The 15811-nt window shown below is 44.9% G+C and carries 17 protein-coding genes; 11 read left to right on the plus strand and 6 right to left on the minus strand.

What is annotated here, in order from left to right; translation table 11 throughout:
• Positions 1 to 63: 63 nt before the first annotated feature.
• From AC6RGY_RS00725 to AC6RGY_RS00745, 5 genes are all read left to right on the plus strand, one after another.
• Entirely contained in the window at positions 64 to 1182 is a 1119-nt protein-coding gene (locus AC6RGY_RS00725) for an aminopeptidase (RefSeq protein WP_499858889.1), read from the plus strand.
• 183 nt (positions 1183 to 1365) lie between these two features.
• Positions 1366 to 1623 carry an AbrB/MazE/SpoVT family DNA-binding domain-containing protein gene (locus tag AC6RGY_RS00730; RefSeq protein ID WP_499858890.1) on the plus strand — a complete coding sequence of 86 codons (258 nt, stop codon included), beginning with the start codon at positions 1366 to 1368 and terminating at the stop codon, positions 1621 to 1623.
• 131 nt (positions 1624 to 1754) lie between these two features.
• Positions 1755 to 2804, plus strand: coding sequence for a M42 family metallopeptidase (locus AC6RGY_RS00735; RefSeq protein ID WP_499858892.1), 1050 nt, complete (start codon positions 1755 to 1757; stop codon positions 2802 to 2804).
• Between the two features lie 18 nt (positions 2805 to 2822).
• On the plus strand, positions 2823 to 3296 hold the full coding sequence (locus AC6RGY_RS00740; RefSeq protein WP_499858894.1) for a PaaI family thioesterase: 474 nt from the start codon (positions 2823 to 2825) through the stop codon (positions 3294 to 3296).
• A gap of 14 nt (positions 3297 to 3310) precedes the next feature.
• Entirely contained in the window at positions 3311 to 4870 is a 1560-nt protein-coding gene (locus AC6RGY_RS00745; protein WP_499858897.1) for a rhomboid family intramembrane serine protease, read from the plus strand.
• A gap of 74 nt (positions 4871 to 4944) precedes the next feature.
• Here AC6RGY_RS00745 and AC6RGY_RS00750 read toward each other — a convergent pair whose 3' ends face one another.
• Positions 4945 to 5310 carry a molybdopterin-binding protein gene (locus AC6RGY_RS00750; RefSeq protein WP_499858898.1) on the minus strand — a complete coding sequence of 122 codons (366 nt, stop codon included), beginning with the start codon at positions 5308 to 5310 and terminating at the stop codon, positions 4945 to 4947.
• 291 nt (positions 5311 to 5601) lie between these two features.
• Between AC6RGY_RS00750 and glsA the strand changes: the two genes are divergently transcribed.
• Positions 5602 to 6531 (plus strand): glutaminase A, encoded by a 930-nt coding sequence (gene glsA / locus AC6RGY_RS00755; RefSeq protein WP_499858900.1) that lies wholly within the window; start codon positions 5602 to 5604, stop codon positions 6529 to 6531.
• Between the two features lie 115 nt (positions 6532 to 6646).
• Positions 6647 to 6973 (plus strand): Fpa/YlaN family protein, encoded by a 327-nt coding sequence (locus tag AC6RGY_RS00760; protein WP_499858902.1) that lies wholly within the window; start codon positions 6647 to 6649, stop codon positions 6971 to 6973.
• A gap of 93 nt (positions 6974 to 7066) precedes the next feature.
• On the opposite strand, the gene AC6RGY_RS00765 is transcribed toward AC6RGY_RS00760, so the two are convergent.
• The gene (locus tag AC6RGY_RS00765; RefSeq protein ID WP_499858903.1) at positions 7067 to 7960 is read right to left on the minus strand and encodes a LysR family transcriptional regulator; all 894 of its coding nucleotides are present in this window, start codon (positions 7958 to 7960) and stop codon (positions 7067 to 7069) included.
• Positions 7961 to 8087: 127 nt separating this feature from the next.
• Between AC6RGY_RS00765 and AC6RGY_RS00770 the strand changes: the two genes are divergently transcribed.
• Together AC6RGY_RS00770 and AC6RGY_RS00775 are read left to right on the plus strand one after the other, a co-directional pair.
• Positions 8088 to 9176, plus strand: a complete 1089-nt coding sequence (locus tag AC6RGY_RS00770) for a citrate synthase/methylcitrate synthase (RefSeq protein WP_499858906.1) — start codon at positions 8088 to 8090, stop codon at positions 9174 to 9176.
• 227 nt (positions 9177 to 9403) lie between these two features.
• Positions 9404 to 10183, plus strand: coding sequence for a sulfotransferase domain-containing protein (locus AC6RGY_RS00775; RefSeq protein WP_499858908.1), 780 nt, complete (start codon positions 9404 to 9406; stop codon positions 10181 to 10183).
• Positions 10184 to 10298: 115 nt separating this feature from the next.
• Here the strand turns inward: AC6RGY_RS00775 and AC6RGY_RS00780 are convergent, their stop codons facing one another.
• The 3 genes from AC6RGY_RS00780 to cax all read right to left on the minus strand — a co-directional run bounded on the left by AC6RGY_RS00780 (position 10299) and on the right by cax (position 13761).
• Positions 10299 to 11462 carry an NAD-dependent epimerase/dehydratase family protein gene (locus tag AC6RGY_RS00780; RefSeq protein ID WP_499858910.1) on the minus strand — a complete coding sequence of 388 codons (1164 nt, stop codon included), beginning with the start codon at positions 11460 to 11462 and terminating at the stop codon, positions 10299 to 10301.
• A gap of 100 nt (positions 11463 to 11562) precedes the next feature.
• The gene (locus AC6RGY_RS00785; protein WP_499858911.1) at positions 11563 to 12468 is read right to left on the minus strand and encodes an NAD-dependent epimerase/dehydratase family protein; all 906 of its coding nucleotides are present in this window, start codon (positions 12466 to 12468) and stop codon (positions 11563 to 11565) included.
• A gap of 231 nt (positions 12469 to 12699) precedes the next feature.
• A complete protein-coding gene (gene cax, locus AC6RGY_RS00790) occupies positions 12700 to 13761 on the minus strand; it encodes a calcium/proton exchanger (RefSeq protein ID WP_499858912.1) in 1062 nt (353 codons plus the stop codon).
• A 195-nt stretch (positions 13762 to 13956) separates the two neighbouring features.
• Between cax and AC6RGY_RS00795 the strand changes: the two genes are divergently transcribed.
• A complete protein-coding gene (locus AC6RGY_RS00795) occupies positions 13957 to 14772 on the plus strand; it encodes an NYN domain-containing protein (RefSeq protein WP_499858914.1) in 816 nt (271 codons plus the stop codon).
• Between the two features lie 160 nt (positions 14773 to 14932).
• A complete protein-coding gene (locus AC6RGY_RS00800; RefSeq protein WP_499858916.1) occupies positions 14933 to 15334 on the plus strand; it encodes an Asp23/Gls24 family envelope stress response protein in 402 nt (133 codons plus the stop codon).
• A 78-nt stretch (positions 15335 to 15412) separates the two neighbouring features.
• On the opposite strand, the gene AC6RGY_RS00805 is transcribed toward AC6RGY_RS00800, so the two are convergent.
• On the minus strand, positions 15413 to 15757 hold the full coding sequence (locus tag AC6RGY_RS00805) for a YugN family protein (RefSeq protein ID WP_499858917.1): 345 nt from the start codon (positions 15755 to 15757) through the stop codon (positions 15413 to 15415).
• Between the last annotated feature and the right edge of the window lie 54 nt (positions 15758 to 15811).

Genomic DNA, 15811 nt, shown 5'->3' on the forward strand with positions numbered 1-15811 from the left:
TTCCTATTCATGATACAATATCCATAACGTTTCGCAACCCAAAATAACTGAAGGAGGATGAATATGAGAGATCCACGATTAGCTAAATTGGCACAAACATTGGTTCAACACTCCCTCGAAGTAAAGTCAGGCGATAAGGTACTCATCGACGTGCAAGGTCCTTCCCGTGACTTAGGACGGGCATTAATAGCAGAAGTGTATGCGGCAGGTGGTTATCCATTCTACCAAAGCTTTGACCACGAGTTACTCCGTGCACAGCTTCTTGGAATTACCGAAGAGCAGATGAAGTTACGGACAGAGATGGAATTGGCGCAAATGCGTGAGATGGATTGTTACATAGGTATTCGCGGTAACGACAACATAAATGAGCTAGCGGATGTTCCAGACGATAAGATGAGAATCTTTATGGAGCACTACAAAAAACCCCTTCACTCTGAAGAACGTGTGAATAATACCCGCTGGGTTGTGCTTCGCTATCCTAACCATTCGATGGCACAGTTGGCGAACATGAGCACAGAAGCATTTGAGGATTTCTTCTACAAAGTATGTACAGTTGACTACAAACGCATGGACAAAATGATGACCCCCTTAAAAGAGCGAATGGATAAGACGAATGAAGTACGGATCGTAGGTCCGGGAACAGACCTTACCTTCTCGCTAGAAGGGATGCCAGCAATTAAATGCGCAGGCGAGAAAAATATCCCCGATGGTGAAGTATACTCGGCTCCCGTTCGTGACTCGGTTAATGGAACCCTTACCTATAATACGCCAAGTGTCTATCAGGGCACGGTATTTGATCAGGTTTCTTTTGAGTTCCAGAATGGAAAAATTGTTTCTGCGACTGCAAACAATACGGAGCGCATTAATCAAATCTTAGATACGGATGAAGGGGCACGCTATATTGGTGAGTTTAGTCTCGGTGTGAACCCTGACATCCATCATCCGATGAAAGATATTTTGTTTGATGAAAAGATCAACGGAAGCTTCCACTTCACTCCAGGAAGTGCCTATGAAGATTGCGACAATGGAAATCGCTCTGCGGTTCACTGGGACTTGGTTTGTATCCAGCGTGCGGATTATGGTGGGGGAGAAATCTACTTCGACGGAGAGCTCATTCGTAAAGATGGCCGTTTTGTCGTAGCTGATTTGGAACCACTCAACCCAGAAAACTTACGAGGTTAATGAATGATTAAAAGAGCACAGAGGGTTTTCTCCACTGTGCTCTTTCTTCATGAACGGAAGAAAGCAATATTTTGTTTGTAAATAAAGGGAATCGCTTGGTAGATGAAGAATGGAGAGAGAAGGTTCGACTAAGAGCAAAAAACGAGCGACTGCTAGTGAGCTCACGAAAAGGAGGAGAAGAACATGAAAGCGACAGGTATTGTCCGAAAAGTAGATGAATTGGGTCGGATTGTCTTGCCGGTAGAGTTGCGCCGTACGATGGATATTGATGTGCGTGACCCCATCGAGATTTATGTCGATGGTTCCAACATTGTCTTAAAGAAATATAGCCCTTCCTGTCTTTTCTGTGGCGAAGTGGAGCATGTCCAAATTTACCGTGGCAAAAACGTTTGTCGGTCCTGTTTGAGTGACTTGGCTTCATCTGCTGCAGGAGGTCTATAAAGGATTTATAGCAAATAATAGACATCTGAGCAATGTGGAAGCTATAGACTAAGCTATGGCTTCTTTTTCTGTGTGCAGCGAAGGTGGTAATTGGTATAATAGTAGATGATAAAGTGAGGAGGTTGGAAAGAATGAATCGAACCATAGAGGAACAAATGGTCCGTACGCTGAAGGAACTGATAGCCATTCCCAGCCCGACGGGCATGACAGAACAAGTGATCCAGTATATCGAACAACGACTTCAGCCTTTCGTTCCATCCTTGAAACAAACGAATAAAGGGGGATTACTCGTCACGCTCCCAGGCGAGGATCAAACAAAGTGGCGCTTCCTCACGGCACATGTAGATACATTGGGCGCCATGGTAAAAGAAATCAAGGAAAATGGTCGCCTCACGTTGAGTGGATTGGGTGGGTATTCCTGGAATTCTGTCGATGGTGTTTATTGTAAGGTACATACACAGGATCAGAAGGTTGTGTCGGGTACCATTCTGGCAAGTAAAACATCTGTTCATGCGTATGGAAAAGAGGCAGACACACAGAAGCGATCTGTAGAAAATATGGAGCTTCGCCTAGATGCACAAGCAAAGACGAAAGAGGATGTGCTTGGCCTGGGAATTGGCATAGGTGATTTCGTCTCATTTGAGCCACAGTTTGAGGTGACAGAAGCAGGGTATCTCAAAGGGCGTCATATGGACGATAAGGCAAGTGTAGCGATCCTGTTGGAATGGATCTTGGATGTAGCAAAGAATAAACAGTCCCTTCCCCACACCACTCAGGTTTTCTTTAGCCCTTATGAAGAAGTTGGCTTTGGTGGGAATTCCAATATCTCTAGTCATGTAGTAGAGTATTTAGCTATTGATATGGGGGTGATTGGTACGGGACAGAGTACGGATGAACATTGTGTTTCTATTTGTGCCAAAGACTCTAGCGGACCTTATCACTTGGGATTGCGGCAGCGATTGGTGGAACTAGGAGAGAAAAACAACCTTTATTATCAAGTGGACATTTACCCTTATTATGGATCTGATGCTAGTGCAGCTGTGCGCGCGGGTTATGATATCATGCACGGATTGATCGGACCGGGAGTAGATGCTTCCCATGCCTATGAACGGACTCATAAGGATGCGCTCATAAACACGTTTGATCTGCTATCTCACTATACGCAATCACCATCACTCTAACGAAGGAGGAAAGGGAGAATGTCGCTTCAGCGTGAACTGGAAAGCGTACTGGCAGAAGGGTCGGTTGAGGACAAAGAAATATTACGCCTAGCTATGCAAGCGATCAAACAAAAGCGGGAGAGAGGAAGCGCTTATATCTCTGGTTTTATGGGGCTGCAAGGTGAATTTGTAGAGGAAGGCGTGTACCAATTTCGTCTCCCGCTCACTCCCTTTATGGTGAACCGCGCTGGGATGGTTCATGGTGGAATTACCGCCACGTTAGCGGACTCCACCATGGGCTCATTGGTTAATAAACGTATTGAAGGAGCAAGAGGAGCAGTAACAGTCGATCTGAAAATTAATTATTTAAAGCCAGGTTGGGGGAAAGAGTTAACTAGCCGTGCCTGGTTACATCATATGGGAAAGAAGTTAGCGGTGGCGCAATCTGAAATTCGCGATGATCAAGATCAAGTCATTGTAACAGCGATGGGGACATTTTTTATTCTTGGCTAAAGGGGATCGTCTGCATGGAGCGGGAGATTGAACAAGAGGTTTGGCTATTGGTTAATCAGTTAATTAGGAAGCACCAGTTCACGATATTGCAAATGAATGATGAAAATGCGATCCATCTGATTCGTGAGTGTGAGAAATCGGTGGTGTATACTCGCCTGGTTCCGGTCAACGATGAAAGAGAGGGTTGGAAAAAGGATCTGAAAATAGGGAATCGTTGGTTTAAGCGGGCAGCGAAACAAATCGGCGCTAAAAAGATGATTGGCGTAACGGTTTACTACTTTGCGGTAGCTCCCTCTATGGAAGAGTGGGAACAAGCACTTCGCTCTTCTGCTAAGTGCACCTCGCATGATCGAGAGATCAAGCGAGTGGATCGCTCTTCCGCTGTCTCCCAAGCAGAATGGGATGCCCTTTACCCCGCTGAGTTAGGCATCAAGGGGCTTTATCAGGTCTTGCAAGAGCCGAAGGCTGATGCTGAGATCGTGAAGGAAGAGATTTTTCGTGAGAAAGCACAGAAGGTGAAAAGCAGAAAGGTCCTATTCCCTTATAAAAAGCCATATGCGACCTTTCTATTTTTGGGGATTAATTTGATATTATTTCTTTTCTTTCTATGGACAGTGGAGACGACACAGGACAATACCACTCTTATTCGTCTTGGTGCGAAGTATAATCCTCTGATTATTGAGGGGGAGTGGTGGCGCTTGATCACGATGAGTTTTTTACATTTGGACTGGTATCATTTTATATCAAATGCATGTGCACTCTTATTCTTAGGTATTTCTGCGGAACGGCTACTCGGCTCCACTCGTCTTGCTTTCATCTACCTGCTTGGGGGAATTGGTGGAGCAGCAGCTAGCTTTGCTTTTACTCCTGATTTATCGGCAGGAGCTTCGGGAGCGATCTTTGGCTTATTTGGCTCCCTGCTCTTCCTAGCGCGTCATCATCGTCGTCAATATCGACGTTTGCTAGGTATGGGTGTGGCGGTTGTCTTTGGTCTCTTATTAGTGGCAGGATTCTTTGATCAGGGCGTGGATAATGCGGGTCATATCGGTGGGTTGGTGAGTGGGTACTTATGCGCTTTTATACTCGGAAAACCCTCCTATCTGTCTGTACGACCATGGAAAATAGCGAGTATGGCGGGATTGATGGTTGGACTGACGGCATTGGTTTTGATTGGATATGGGGAAGGAAAAGACAGCGAGTCTTACTTGATCTATCAGGGCGAAGCCTACCTAGATGAGGGGAAGAATGGGCAGGCGGAGTCTATTTTCCAAGAGTTGATTGAGAAGAATTCGGATCAATCGCTTCCCTACTACTATTTAGGTAAGATTTACCTTGATACAGGAGAAGAAGCAGACGCAAAATCGATGTTTGAACATGCGATTAAATTAGAACCTCCTTTGCCAGAGGCTTACTATCATTTGGCACAAATTTATATGGAGGAGGGGGAGCGTGAGCTGGCAGTAGTGATGCTACAACAAGCATTACAACTAGCACCGCAAGATCGAGTCTTACAGGAAATGCTCAACCAGATGGAACGAGGTAGCTTGATGCAAGTGGGTTATCGAGTAGAGTAAAATCCGATCATGATTCTTTCTTTGTCAAAAGGCCCCTTTTCACTTTTACGAGTGAAGAGGGGCCTCTCGTCTTTTTAGGCATACTCAAAGCGTGTGAGGGAGTCAATTGCGACTTGTGGATTTTTCCCGCTGGGAAGAAAGAGAAGGGCCGGTCCATTTGGATGGATTGGTTTTCCATTCCGTGCAAAGCAGAGAACGGCATTTTCTATTTCATTACGTGTAAAAGCAAGGGTTTCTCCATTGGCTCTATGGCAGATGATCTGTGTTGCTTCAGCTTGTGGTTCGGCATGCTCAAGAAAAGGTTTAAGTGCCATCCCTTCTCCTTCTATGCCTTCGATCCAAGCACTCATGGGCTGTTTACGTTCATCAAATATCCATACGCTTGGATCGAGTGTAAGCGGAAAAGTTACTTTGCCATTTAGTAAAATAATGTCATTCATTTGAAAAACTCCTATTGCAATTAATGGTAAAAGCGATGTGTATCTCATTCATGGATGCTCATCGGGTAGTTCTACAATGAATCAGCGTTTGCTTCAAGGTTATCTGAAAAGGTACTAGTAGACAATCCCATTATACAGGAACGAATTACTGAGCAAAATAGCCTGCGAAGAGGAATAAAGAGTTCTAGGAAATAGGGGTAATTTCATGGTTCGCAAGATAAGCTCCTTTGCCTTGGTTTATAGGGCGATCCACTTCTTCGATTTAAGAATACACGGACGGGAGGCATCCAGATGGAAGCGATGGAAAGTTATCTACAGGGATTAATTAATCGTCATCAAGGGGCAACGAAGGAGGGAAAACCGGCACAATATATTCCAGAACTAGCCAATCAGGACCCAGACATATTGGCTATCACCGCTGTTACTACAGAGGATCGTACGTATACTGCGGGTATGTGCCCCGGTTATTTCACCTTACAAAGTATTGCCAAAGTGATCACCCTCATTCTTGCATTGATGGATCGAGGAGAGGAAGCGATCTTTGATCAAGTCGGAATGGAGCCAACAGGAGATCCGTTTAATTCCTTGTACAAACTGGAGTTGAACACCGGGGTTCGTCCGCAAAAACCTCTTAATCCCATGATCAATGCGGGAGCGATGGTGGTGTGCTCCTTGATACGGGGAGCTACGTTAGATGATAAGATGGAGCGTATTTTAGACCTGGTCAGATCCATGTCGGGAAATCCAGATGCGCATATTAATTGGGGTGTTTATGAGTCAGAGCGCGCAACAGCTGATCGGAATCGTGCTTTGGCATATATACTAAAAGAGTATCATATGATCCAGAGAGTAGAGGAGACGCTGGAGCTCTATTTTAGGCAGAGTTCCATTTCAGTTCGCTGTGAAGACTTAGCCCGTATTGGCTTGTGTCTGGCACAGAATGGCCAAGATATGGAAGGTCGACGCATTATACCAGAATCGGTGGCGCGAATTGTCAAAACCTTTATGGTGACCTGTGGCATGTATGATCAATCGGGTGAATTTGCCATTCGCGTGGGTGTTCCAGCAAAAAGTGGTGTATCGGGTGCGATTGTCGCGTCTATCCCTTTTCGTATGGGAATTGGCATCATTGGTCCGTCATTAAATGCACGAGGAAATAGTGTTGCAGGAGTTCGTATGTTACAGGATTTATCATTAGAATGGAATTTAAGTATCTTTTGACCAATTAGCGTTTCGTTTTTGCAAATGTGTAGTAATCGTGTTAAACTAAAGTGAAAATGCTCGTACATAGGGCAAAAGCTATTAGTCATGTTGACCAACGGAAGAGAGCTGTTGGATGGGGGGTAAGAAATTGTCAACTCCTATACAGACGGATGCCAATCAGCGTGCTTTGCATTTACTATATGAAGATGCGCAAAAGATTGAACAACTGATCTCGGTTCAATTAGATAACCTAACATTACCAAAATGTCCTTTGTATGAGGAAGTATTGGATACACAAATGTTCGGACTCTCACGCGAGATCGATTTTGCCGTTCGTGCTGGCTTGATTACGCGTGAGCAAGGACGAGAAATTATGAATGACCTAGAAAAGAAGTTAGCACAATTGTTTACCTTGATGTTTCCTAACAAGAATCAGAAAGAAAGCGCTGATAATTGTTAAAACCAGACTCGGACTCCCGCTCAGGAGTCTTTTTTGTATGAGGAGAAAGCGTTCCATCATCCAGGCAGTGAATCGTCCATGGATGATGGTGTATTAATTTTCTTCAAAGCCTACTGAATAGATGCCGCTGATGTCCTCAATCAAAAGACGCACAGCGAGAGGGAGATAACGCTCTTTTTGATAGAGAAGGCAGACAGGGATGGCGTAGTCTAAGCTTTTTATTTTCAATAATCTAAATTTTCCACTATCTTCTTCAGTAAGAGAAAGCCTGGAAACCATGGCAATTCCAAAACCCAGTTGGACGAGTCGCTTCATTTCCTCGCTACTGGAGACCTCTACTTGAATTTTAGGCTCCACTCCGTTTTGATTCCAGATTCGTTCCAGCAACTTTCGCTCAATGGTATGAGCAGCGAAAGAGAGTATGGGAATTTCTTTCAATATGTTCAATTCAAGGTAGGGTTTGTCGGCTAAGGGATGATCAAGAGGCGCGATGAAGAGAAAAGAATCATAGAAAAGGGTATGTTGAGCTAGACGCTCCACGGAGGAAGTCTGATAGCTAATACCGATATCTAAGGTTCCTTCTCTTATTTTTTCAATCATTTTTTCCTCGGATAGGGTTTGGAGCGTTAGTGTAAGGTCTGGGTAATCACTATGAAAGTACTTCATCATGCGAGGAAGAGTAACCAGTGCGAGTGTGGAAGTGGTGCCTACCGAGAGGTGACCACTTGGTATTAATTCTGTATCACGGGCTGCTTGTTTTCCTTCTTCGATGATGGCTATGGTTTCTTGTGCATAGGGAAGAAAGGATTCTCCAGCAGCCGTCAATTGCACTTGCGGGCGTTGAAAAAGAGGAACCTCTAATTCTTCTTCAAGCGTGCGAATTTGTGCACTCACGGCAGGTTGTGTTAGCCGTAGGGCATCAGCGGCTTTACGGAAACTGGCTCGCTTAGCTACCTCGAGAAAGGTGATCAGTTGCTGGATATGCAAACGGGACGCCTCCTCAGTTGATAAATATTATTTATCGATCTTATTATAATAATAAATTAGATTTTTCGCAAGCTTTTCGTTAGGATAAAAGCAAGTACGAAGAGAAATGAAAGAAAGGGGCTTTCTTATGACAAAAGCGAATGGACTAGAAGGAATGGTGGTTTCGCACAATGATCTGTCTTACATTAATGGCCAAAAAGGGGAGTTGGTTTATCGTGGTTACTGGGCGAGTGAGCTGTCACTGCACTACGGATTGGAGGACGTGGCTCATTTATTGTGGGTAGGGCACTTACCCGATGCCGGAGAGCGAGAACAATTGTGTACTCGTTGGGAGAAATCTTTTCATTTATCGGAGGAGATGAAAAGGTTACTGCAAGCTTTGCCAAAACAGATGGCGATGATCGATGTCTTGCGGACAGCGGTCTCCTCACTCAGCATGGAGCTGGATGCTTCTTTCTCGGAACAGGCCATCACGTTGGTAGCCAGTATTCCCGCCATTATCGCCTATCGAAGTCGGTGGCTGGAAGGGAAGGAGCCTCTCTCCCCTCGTTCAGGGCTCAGTCACGCGGCGCAGTATCTCTATCTCCTTCATGGCGAACTTCCCTCACCCGCTCATGTTCGTGCATTGGAAGCTTATTTGATTCTGACAGCTGAGCATGGTGTTAATGCTTCTACCTTTGCCGCTCGGGTAGTGGCTTCTACTCGGTCCGATATGGCAAGCTCGATCACGGCGGCATTGGCGGCATTAAAAGGACCTCTACATGGAGGGGCGCCCTCTAAAGTGGAAGAGATGATTGAGGAGATTCAGACGGCAGTGCGGGCGGAAAAGTGGTTAACGGAGCGTCTGGAAAAGGGAGAGCGGATTATGGGCTTTGGCCATCGCATGTATAAGACCAAGGACCCGCGGGCAGAGGCACTAAAGCAGGTGGTTGCTCAATTGGGAGAAGGAGAACCTGAGTTTGAATTCGCCTTATATGTTGAAGAGACTGTCTTACGCTTACTCCAGCAATACAAACCGGGCAGGGAGCTGTACACGAATGTCGAGTTTTATGCAGCTGCTGTTTTACGTGCAATTCATCTCCCCAAGGAGTTGTATACGCCTACTTTTGCGTTAAGCCGAATAGTGGGTTGGACCGCTCATATAATGGACCAACAAAAGAACAACCGTTTGATTCGTCCTGCCTCTCACTATACAGGAACGATGCCGGTTCGTTGATGGACCCCACGATCCTTAGAATATAAATGGGAGCTCTGATGGTGTCCATTGTTCATAAATGAGGGGCGACTAGGAGTGTTGTGAGAAGAGAAGACTGCTTTTTTCTCACCATTTAGAGGGATGATTCATAATCTGTAAATGATAGGGGTGTGGTATCACGACATCCACTTCTCTTGACGAAGGGAGTCACAAGCGAAAGTTTGGCGATGCAAAGGAGTGAACCGAACTTGCCTCATTCTTCTACCCGGCGACCTCTTCCTAAAATCGTCGTGTTGTCCGTCCCGAAAAGCGGAACGAACTTATTAACGCAGATTGTACGTGCTATCCCCCTCATGCGCTATCGTAGCAATCCAGTGGATACCCCTAAAGCATTGCGATCGCTTTCGCCCGGTGAAATTGGGTGGAGCCATGCGAAATGGACAAATGATTATCTGAGTGAACTAAGGAAACAGCAGATTCGGGCTGTTTTTATCAGTCGCGATCCACGGGATGTCGTGGTTTCGATGACGCACTACGTGATAGACCGTTACCATACCCATAGACTTTATCCTTATTTGCTACACTTACCCTCCTTCAGTGAACGCCTATTAGCGATGATCCAGGGTGTCCGTCTCCAAACGACTGTCGATCGTGCACGCTTTGGCTTTCGTTCTTATCCAGACATCATCACACAACATCAGGACCGCTATCGCTGGAGGTTGTGTCCGTATGTAAGTAGCGTAACCTATGAGGAGCTTATGCGATCTTCTGCTTCAAGACAGCGAGCCCTCATCAGAATGATTAACGATCTTTGGGGGGATATTCAGGTATGCGATAGCTTAACGAAGGAAGAGATGAAAGAAAGAATGGTGCTAAATATTGACCCAAGTAAATCTACCACCTTCCGTTCGGGGATCATTGGTGGATGGAGAAAGGAATTTAAATATCTACACCGATCAGCCTTTAAACGGGTGGACAAGAGAGGCTTGCTTATACGGCTCGGCTATGAAAAAGATGTGAATTGGTAGGGGTAGTATAGTAAAAGATGAGACACGGTCGTTATTCAGTGTCCCATCTTTCAAAAAAGGCAGGGTCAATAGGTTGCTCGTGTCAGAAAGCGCGAGTCGCGATAGGGGGTTCGCTTTACCTGGAATGGGTGCTTTCTGCGATAAACCGATCAGCATACTGTTTCAATGTTTCTTTATAGGGCTTAAGCTCCCTCATTAAGCGGTGAATTTCCTCCTGTAAGGGTATCGCTTGTTCTGGGAGAAGCAACTTTTGAAACTGTGTGCTATCCATTCGCATGAGATGAGTTTCGTTTTCTTTCCGCGGATTGGGTAGTTGCTTAATTTCCACTTCTACACCCTCTTCATTTCCCGCTTTCTTAACGGCATGAGCTAAATCTTTGGGGCTCACCAGCATGGTGGTTTGATTGTATACATGGAATTTTCCATCAATCGGAAGGTCGATTGTGCGCGCTAATGAACGAATGGAATCTTCTAGTGTGATCATTGGCTTCTTCTGCTCCCCTTTCCCGTAAACGGTAATGGGATAACCGGCAAGTGCTTGTGCGACAAAGCGATTGGCTACGACACCGAAATAGAAGTCAAAATCAAAACGTGTATTTAAGAGTGGATCGATTGCGGTTTCGGCCGTCTGTGTACCGAACACGATCGCTGTACGCACGTCAGTGACAGTCAGTCCCCACATTCGTGAGGCAAGATAAAGGTTATTAATGTCATTGGCCTTGCTCATGTGATACCAGGAAGTAGCCATACCAGGATAAGGAATGGTGTCACTGCCATCGGGGGTGGTCACTTCTAGAAAACCTTCTGGAATGGTGAAATTAGGTGCACCATAGACACCGGTAGTGGTAGTTTCAATGAAATGAGTGGAGAGGAGGTTCGTTTCTTTCAGACCCCAGAGGAGATTGCGGCACATCTTATTATTGTTTTCTTGCGTATAGTCAGCTAAATAGCCATTAATATGGGAATAAGGGGCAGCGGGTTGAGAAGCGGTATGGATGATGACGCGGGGTTTAAATGTTTCGAGCATCTGCATGGTGAAATCACGGTTGGTAAGATCTCCTTCAATAAAGGAGAGGTTGTGAATTCCTTGTTTCTTGGCCGCTTCAAGTCGTGTTTCCATATTGGCGATCGGAAGAGCAGACACACTGCCAATCTCCTCTACCCATTTTCTTCTTGCTAGATTATCGATTCCTATCACGCGTTCTTGTGGATGATCAGCTCCTACCTTGAGCATTAAAGGCCAACCCATATAGCCATCGGCACCTGTAATTAAAATCAACTATCATCACCTCGTTCTTATTAGTCACTTTCAGTTATTCAACCTACCATTGGCGAACAAGGATGGAGATCCCTTGCAGTATAAGCTGATCAGAAGGGTCTTACTTGGTGGTGAGGCACTCTTCTAAAGCATCGTGAATGCTCCATTGGGGAGGGCCACCTAATAATTCCTTTAACCGGTCGATATGAAAAGTGAATTGCGAGGGTTCTCGTCCATGAGCAACGGATTTTTCTCGATGTTGGATGGGGACGGTATAACCATATCTTTTTTGTCCCGTTTCATTAACGAACTTGGCCAGCTGGTTAATACTTATTTGTTCTTTGCCGGCTAAGTTGATGATAGGAGGAGCGGATTGAAGCAGTGCTTTGTAGTAGGCGTTGACAACATCTTTAACGTGGACGAAGTTGCGCATTTGTTCTCCTGACCCATCGATTAAAATAGGTTCTTTTTTGAGAAATCGATTACAAAAGAGTTCCATGACGGTCTGCCGTGGTTGCATCCCTTTCCCACAAACATTGGATTGTCGAAAGATGGTGATAGGCAGATCATGCTCACGAGCCGCTGCGACAAGAATTTGCTCGGACCATAATTTTAAGTGTGCATAAAAGCTTGCTGGATGAGGGGAATCGTCTTCTTTTCGTTTTGGGGATGAACCATAGATAGCGAAGGAAGAAGGAAAGAGGATTTTCTTTACTCCCGATTGGATGGCATTTTCAGTAAGATAGTGGGTGGATAATAAGTTGGTGATTATCGCTTTTCTTGGATTTTGGTGACATTGTTGAATGTCGCTGATGGCAGCTAGATGAACAATGGCGGATGTTCCCTCTACCATATCTTTTACTTCTGCAGGATGAGTGACATCCGCTTGTTGGATGGAAACATCTGCAACCGAGCGAATGTTGCTTGTGCTGAAATTATCAATCGCGCGAACCTGTATGTTCTTGGTGCGAAGCAAGGGAATCAACATGGAGCCGATATAGCCAGCCGCACCGGTAACCAGTATCATAGGGGACCTTCCTTTCCACTCTTTCTAACCTGGCTGGTGGACCAATGACAGGGAGAGTAGTTTGAAAAGATGATTAAGCTAATATACTATATCGGAAAAATGAGAAAATGATTGGACCGCTATCTTCGTAAAACTCTCTTTCGTCGTAAAATGAGCACATCACTACTGGTTTAGAGAGGAAAACAAAAAAACCCCTATTTGCAAAAAAAATGCATAGGGGGAATGTATTTGTTAGACGACAAAAAAGGCGGTTCCGATTATAATATATACTAAGAGTAGGAGTACCCCTTCGAACCAGTTGGTGGTTCCATCACGTGAGATGGATTTGGCGATAAACGCACCGACAGCAATGGCGATGACTTCGTATTGTGTAAAGACGAGATCCATCGGCTCTCCGAATAAAAGGCTGATAAATACGAGAACGGGGGCAACGAATAAGGCTACTTGCAGACTACTCCCAATGGCAATTTCTACTGCTGCTCCAATTCGGTTTTTCATGGCAAGAAAAATCGCAGCGCTATGTTCCGCGGCATTACCAATAATGGCAATCAAAAAGGCGCCAATGAAGAGCTCAGACCATCCCAATGCTTCCGCTACCCCTTCTATGCTTCCCACCAGCCATTCACTCTGGACGGCGACAAAGACGGTGGAAAGTACGAGCAAAAAGATGGAATATCTTTTTGACCACATCTCAGGCTCGTCCTCTTTGATATTCGGAACGCCATCAAGGCTTTCCCCTAATTCCTCACGATGTGTCACCATGGAAAAGATCAGCCATAAGAAATAGCAGAGGATTAAGACTCCAGAGATAATAAAACTGAGTAGTTGAACATCCTTGCTTTCTAATCCGGAAAGAAAAGCGGCAGGAATGAATAGGGCGATAACGGATAACAGCATGAGGGAGGCATTATGTCCTGCTAAGAGGGGATTAAACCGTTGAATCTTGAAGCGTAGTCCCCCGAAGAAGATACTTAGTCCGAGAACCAAGAGCAGGTTGCCGATGATTGAGCCAGTAATACTGGCTTTCACCATATCAAATAGTCCCTCTTTAACTAGAAAAATGGCAATAATTAATTCTGCTGCGTTACCAAAGGTCGCATTTAAAAATCCGCCCAATCGTTCACCTGAGTGATGTGCCACGGATTCGGTGGCTTTTCCCATTAGCATCGCCCAAGCTAATAAGGCTAAACTGGATAAGAGAAATTGTAGGGATTCTTGACTCGAAAAAAAATGTAGACCTGCACTAAAGGCTGTAAGTACGATTAATACAGGGTAAAACCATTTTTGCTTCATAATCCTCACTCCCTGATACTTATTATGCTGCTGTTTCTGGTAATAATATTAGACAACGGAATGAAAACCAATGTCAACTAGCAGAAAGGGGCTCAAAAGGGTGGAAAAGAGGATTCTGTGGCGTCGTTGTAGAATGGAAAATACATGGGTATGGGGTAAGCGCGTACAAATTTAAAAACGAAGGAGGATAGAAAGATGGAATCATATAAGCATATTGCGGTGTTTATTGATTTAGAAAATATATATTATGGCTTGAAGAAATATCATATGGATCCCGACCATCCGGAGCAACAACATAACTTGTTCTTGCGATTACAAGATTATTACGGTAAAGACTCTATTCGAATGGTTGAAGCTTATGCTGACTATGAACAATTGGATATCTCAATGATGAGTCTGCAAAAGAAGCGGGTCCATGTCCATCAGGTTTATGGAAATGGTCGAGGTGGAGATGAGCGGAAAAATGCTTCTGATATACAGCTATGTTTGGATGCGATGGAGGTCCTATTTAAGATACCAGAGGTTTCCACCTTCGTGATTGTAAGTGCGGATCAAGATATGGTGCCCTTGTTGGATCGACTCTGGTCTGCGGGCAAGCGGGTAGAGCTTTTCTGTTTATACGATGAAAGTTTATCCAAATCAGCACAGCTACCGGAGTTTTGTGATGAAGCTCATAACTTATTCGAATTCTTAAATATCCCTCAATTTCAGAACCTCTCCCAATTGGATCGCCTTGTACAAAATGCTGTTATCCAGATTTATGAGTGGTATCAAGACCCTAATAATTCAGGGAAAAGCTATGGGAGTACATGGATAAAAAAAGATTTTATGCGTAAATTTCACTTATCGGAGACGGAGGCCAACCAGCTCTTTGCCAAGTTGTTACGGGGGCGCTATCTAGAGCCTTATGAAATCGAAGTGGAGCAAAATATTTATTATGGTTACAAAGTGAATTTGGATCACCCACAAGTAAGGTTGGTCGTGAAAATTGCCGGCTATAAGGTAGGGTAACCTTCTATGAGCTTGGCCCCGGATGGTTTGCATGGAAAAGGTGTAGTTGAGAGCCAATTTGATGTAGAATAGAAGCAAGATCGTCAAGTGGTTAGAAGTATAGGTGGACGGTCTTTGCTTCTTCTCATAATTAAGAAGAGGATCATTAGGAAGTGGATGGATGCTCGAGGAGGTTCGAGAGATGGCAGAACAACATGGAGCAATCCGGATTGCAGATGATGTAGTGGCTGTTATTGCTAGCTTAGCGGCAGAGCAGACGAAAGGTGTCGCTAGTATGTCTGGTGGATTGACAGAAGGTTGGACCAGAAGAGTAAGTGGGAAAAATGTCACCAGAGGAGTATCAGTGGAGGTAGGTCAAGTTGAAGCAGCGATTGACCTGCGTGTCATTGTCGATTATGGTGTGAAAATTCACGAAGTAGCTCGTCGCCTGCAAGAAAGTGTGCAAGAAGCTATCGAAACGATGACCGGATTGCGTGTGGTTGAAGTAAATGTGAAGGTGGAAGGAGTAGGCTTTAGCAGTGAAGAGAAGTCTACGGCGACGGAAACCGAACGCGTGAAGTAAACAGGTAACAGGCGGCCGAGAATGAATCGGGCCGCCTGTGTTCGTTTTTATGTGTATTTCGCGAGAAGATAGTTGAATTTATGCTAAAGCATTTTTTACTTTTTCAATGGCTTCGTCGACCGTTTCTTGCATTTTTGCTGGTACTTCAGCCTCAGGGTCCATCCCGTGGGGGAAGAAGTGACGGACAAACAAGGGGTTGTTCAATTTGACCGTGCTGCTTTTCTTTTCAAGAACCCCTTCTACGACGTCTGCGCGGATGCGCAGGTAGTAGTCAACCTTGGCCTCATCGTCTGGTAGCTTGAGATCGTAATAAGCTTTGCTATAATCCCAGGACCAGCGGGCAAAGCCGAGTCCTTTCATGAGGGTTTCGAGTGCGCCAAAGTTTTTCTTTATTCCTTTGATGCCTGCATCATCGATGATCATATGGCTATGTGCCTCCTTGTACTCGCTTCTTCGTTCATCTTATTTATCATAGTA

Source organism: Mechercharimyces mesophilus, from assembly GCF_059818345.1.

Excerpts from the sequence above, each read along its gene's own strand:
- AC6RGY_RS00725 (WP_499858889.1), top strand. The coding sequence starts at position 64 with ATGAGAGATCCACGATTAGCTAAATTGGCACAAACATTGGTTCAACAC.
- AC6RGY_RS00730 (WP_499858890.1), top strand. The coding sequence starts at position 1,366 with ATGAAAGCGACAGGTATTGTCCGAAAAGTAGATGAATTGGGTCGGATT.
- AC6RGY_RS00735 (WP_499858892.1), top strand. The coding sequence starts at position 1,755 with ATGAATCGAACCATAGAGGAACAAATGGTCCGTACGCTGAAGGAACTG.
- AC6RGY_RS00740 (WP_499858894.1), top strand. The coding sequence starts at position 2,823 with ATGTCGCTTCAGCGTGAACTGGAAAGCGTACTGGCAGAAGGGTCGGTT.
- AC6RGY_RS00745 (WP_499858897.1), top strand. The coding sequence starts at position 3,311 with ATGGAGCGGGAGATTGAACAAGAGGTTTGGCTATTGGTTAATCAGTTA.
- AC6RGY_RS00750 (WP_499858898.1), bottom strand. The coding sequence starts at position 5,310 with ATGAATGACATTATTTTACTAAATGGCAAAGTAACTTTTCCGCTTACA.
- glsA (WP_499858900.1), top strand. The coding sequence starts at position 5,602 with ATGGAAGCGATGGAAAGTTATCTACAGGGATTAATTAATCGTCATCAA.
- AC6RGY_RS00760 (WP_499858902.1), top strand. The coding sequence starts at position 6,647 with ATGGGGGGTAAGAAATTGTCAACTCCTATACAGACGGATGCCAATCAG.
- AC6RGY_RS00770 (WP_499858906.1), top strand. The coding sequence starts at position 8,088 with ATGACAAAAGCGAATGGACTAGAAGGAATGGTGGTTTCGCACAATGAT.
- AC6RGY_RS00785 (WP_499858911.1), bottom strand. The coding sequence starts at position 12,468 with ATGATACTGGTTACCGGTGCGGCTGGCTATATCGGCTCCATGTTGATT.
- cax (WP_499858912.1), bottom strand. The coding sequence starts at position 13,761 with ATGAAGCAAAAATGGTTTTACCCTGTATTAATCGTACTTACAGCCTTT.
- AC6RGY_RS00795 (WP_499858914.1), top strand. The coding sequence starts at position 13,957 with ATGGAATCATATAAGCATATTGCGGTGTTTATTGATTTAGAAAATATA.
- AC6RGY_RS00800 (WP_499858916.1), top strand. The coding sequence starts at position 14,933 with ATGCTCGAGGAGGTTCGAGAGATGGCAGAACAACATGGAGCAATCCGG.
- AC6RGY_RS00805 (WP_499858917.1), bottom strand. The coding sequence starts at position 15,757 with ATGATCATCGATGATGCAGGCATCAAAGGAATAAAGAAAAACTTTGGC.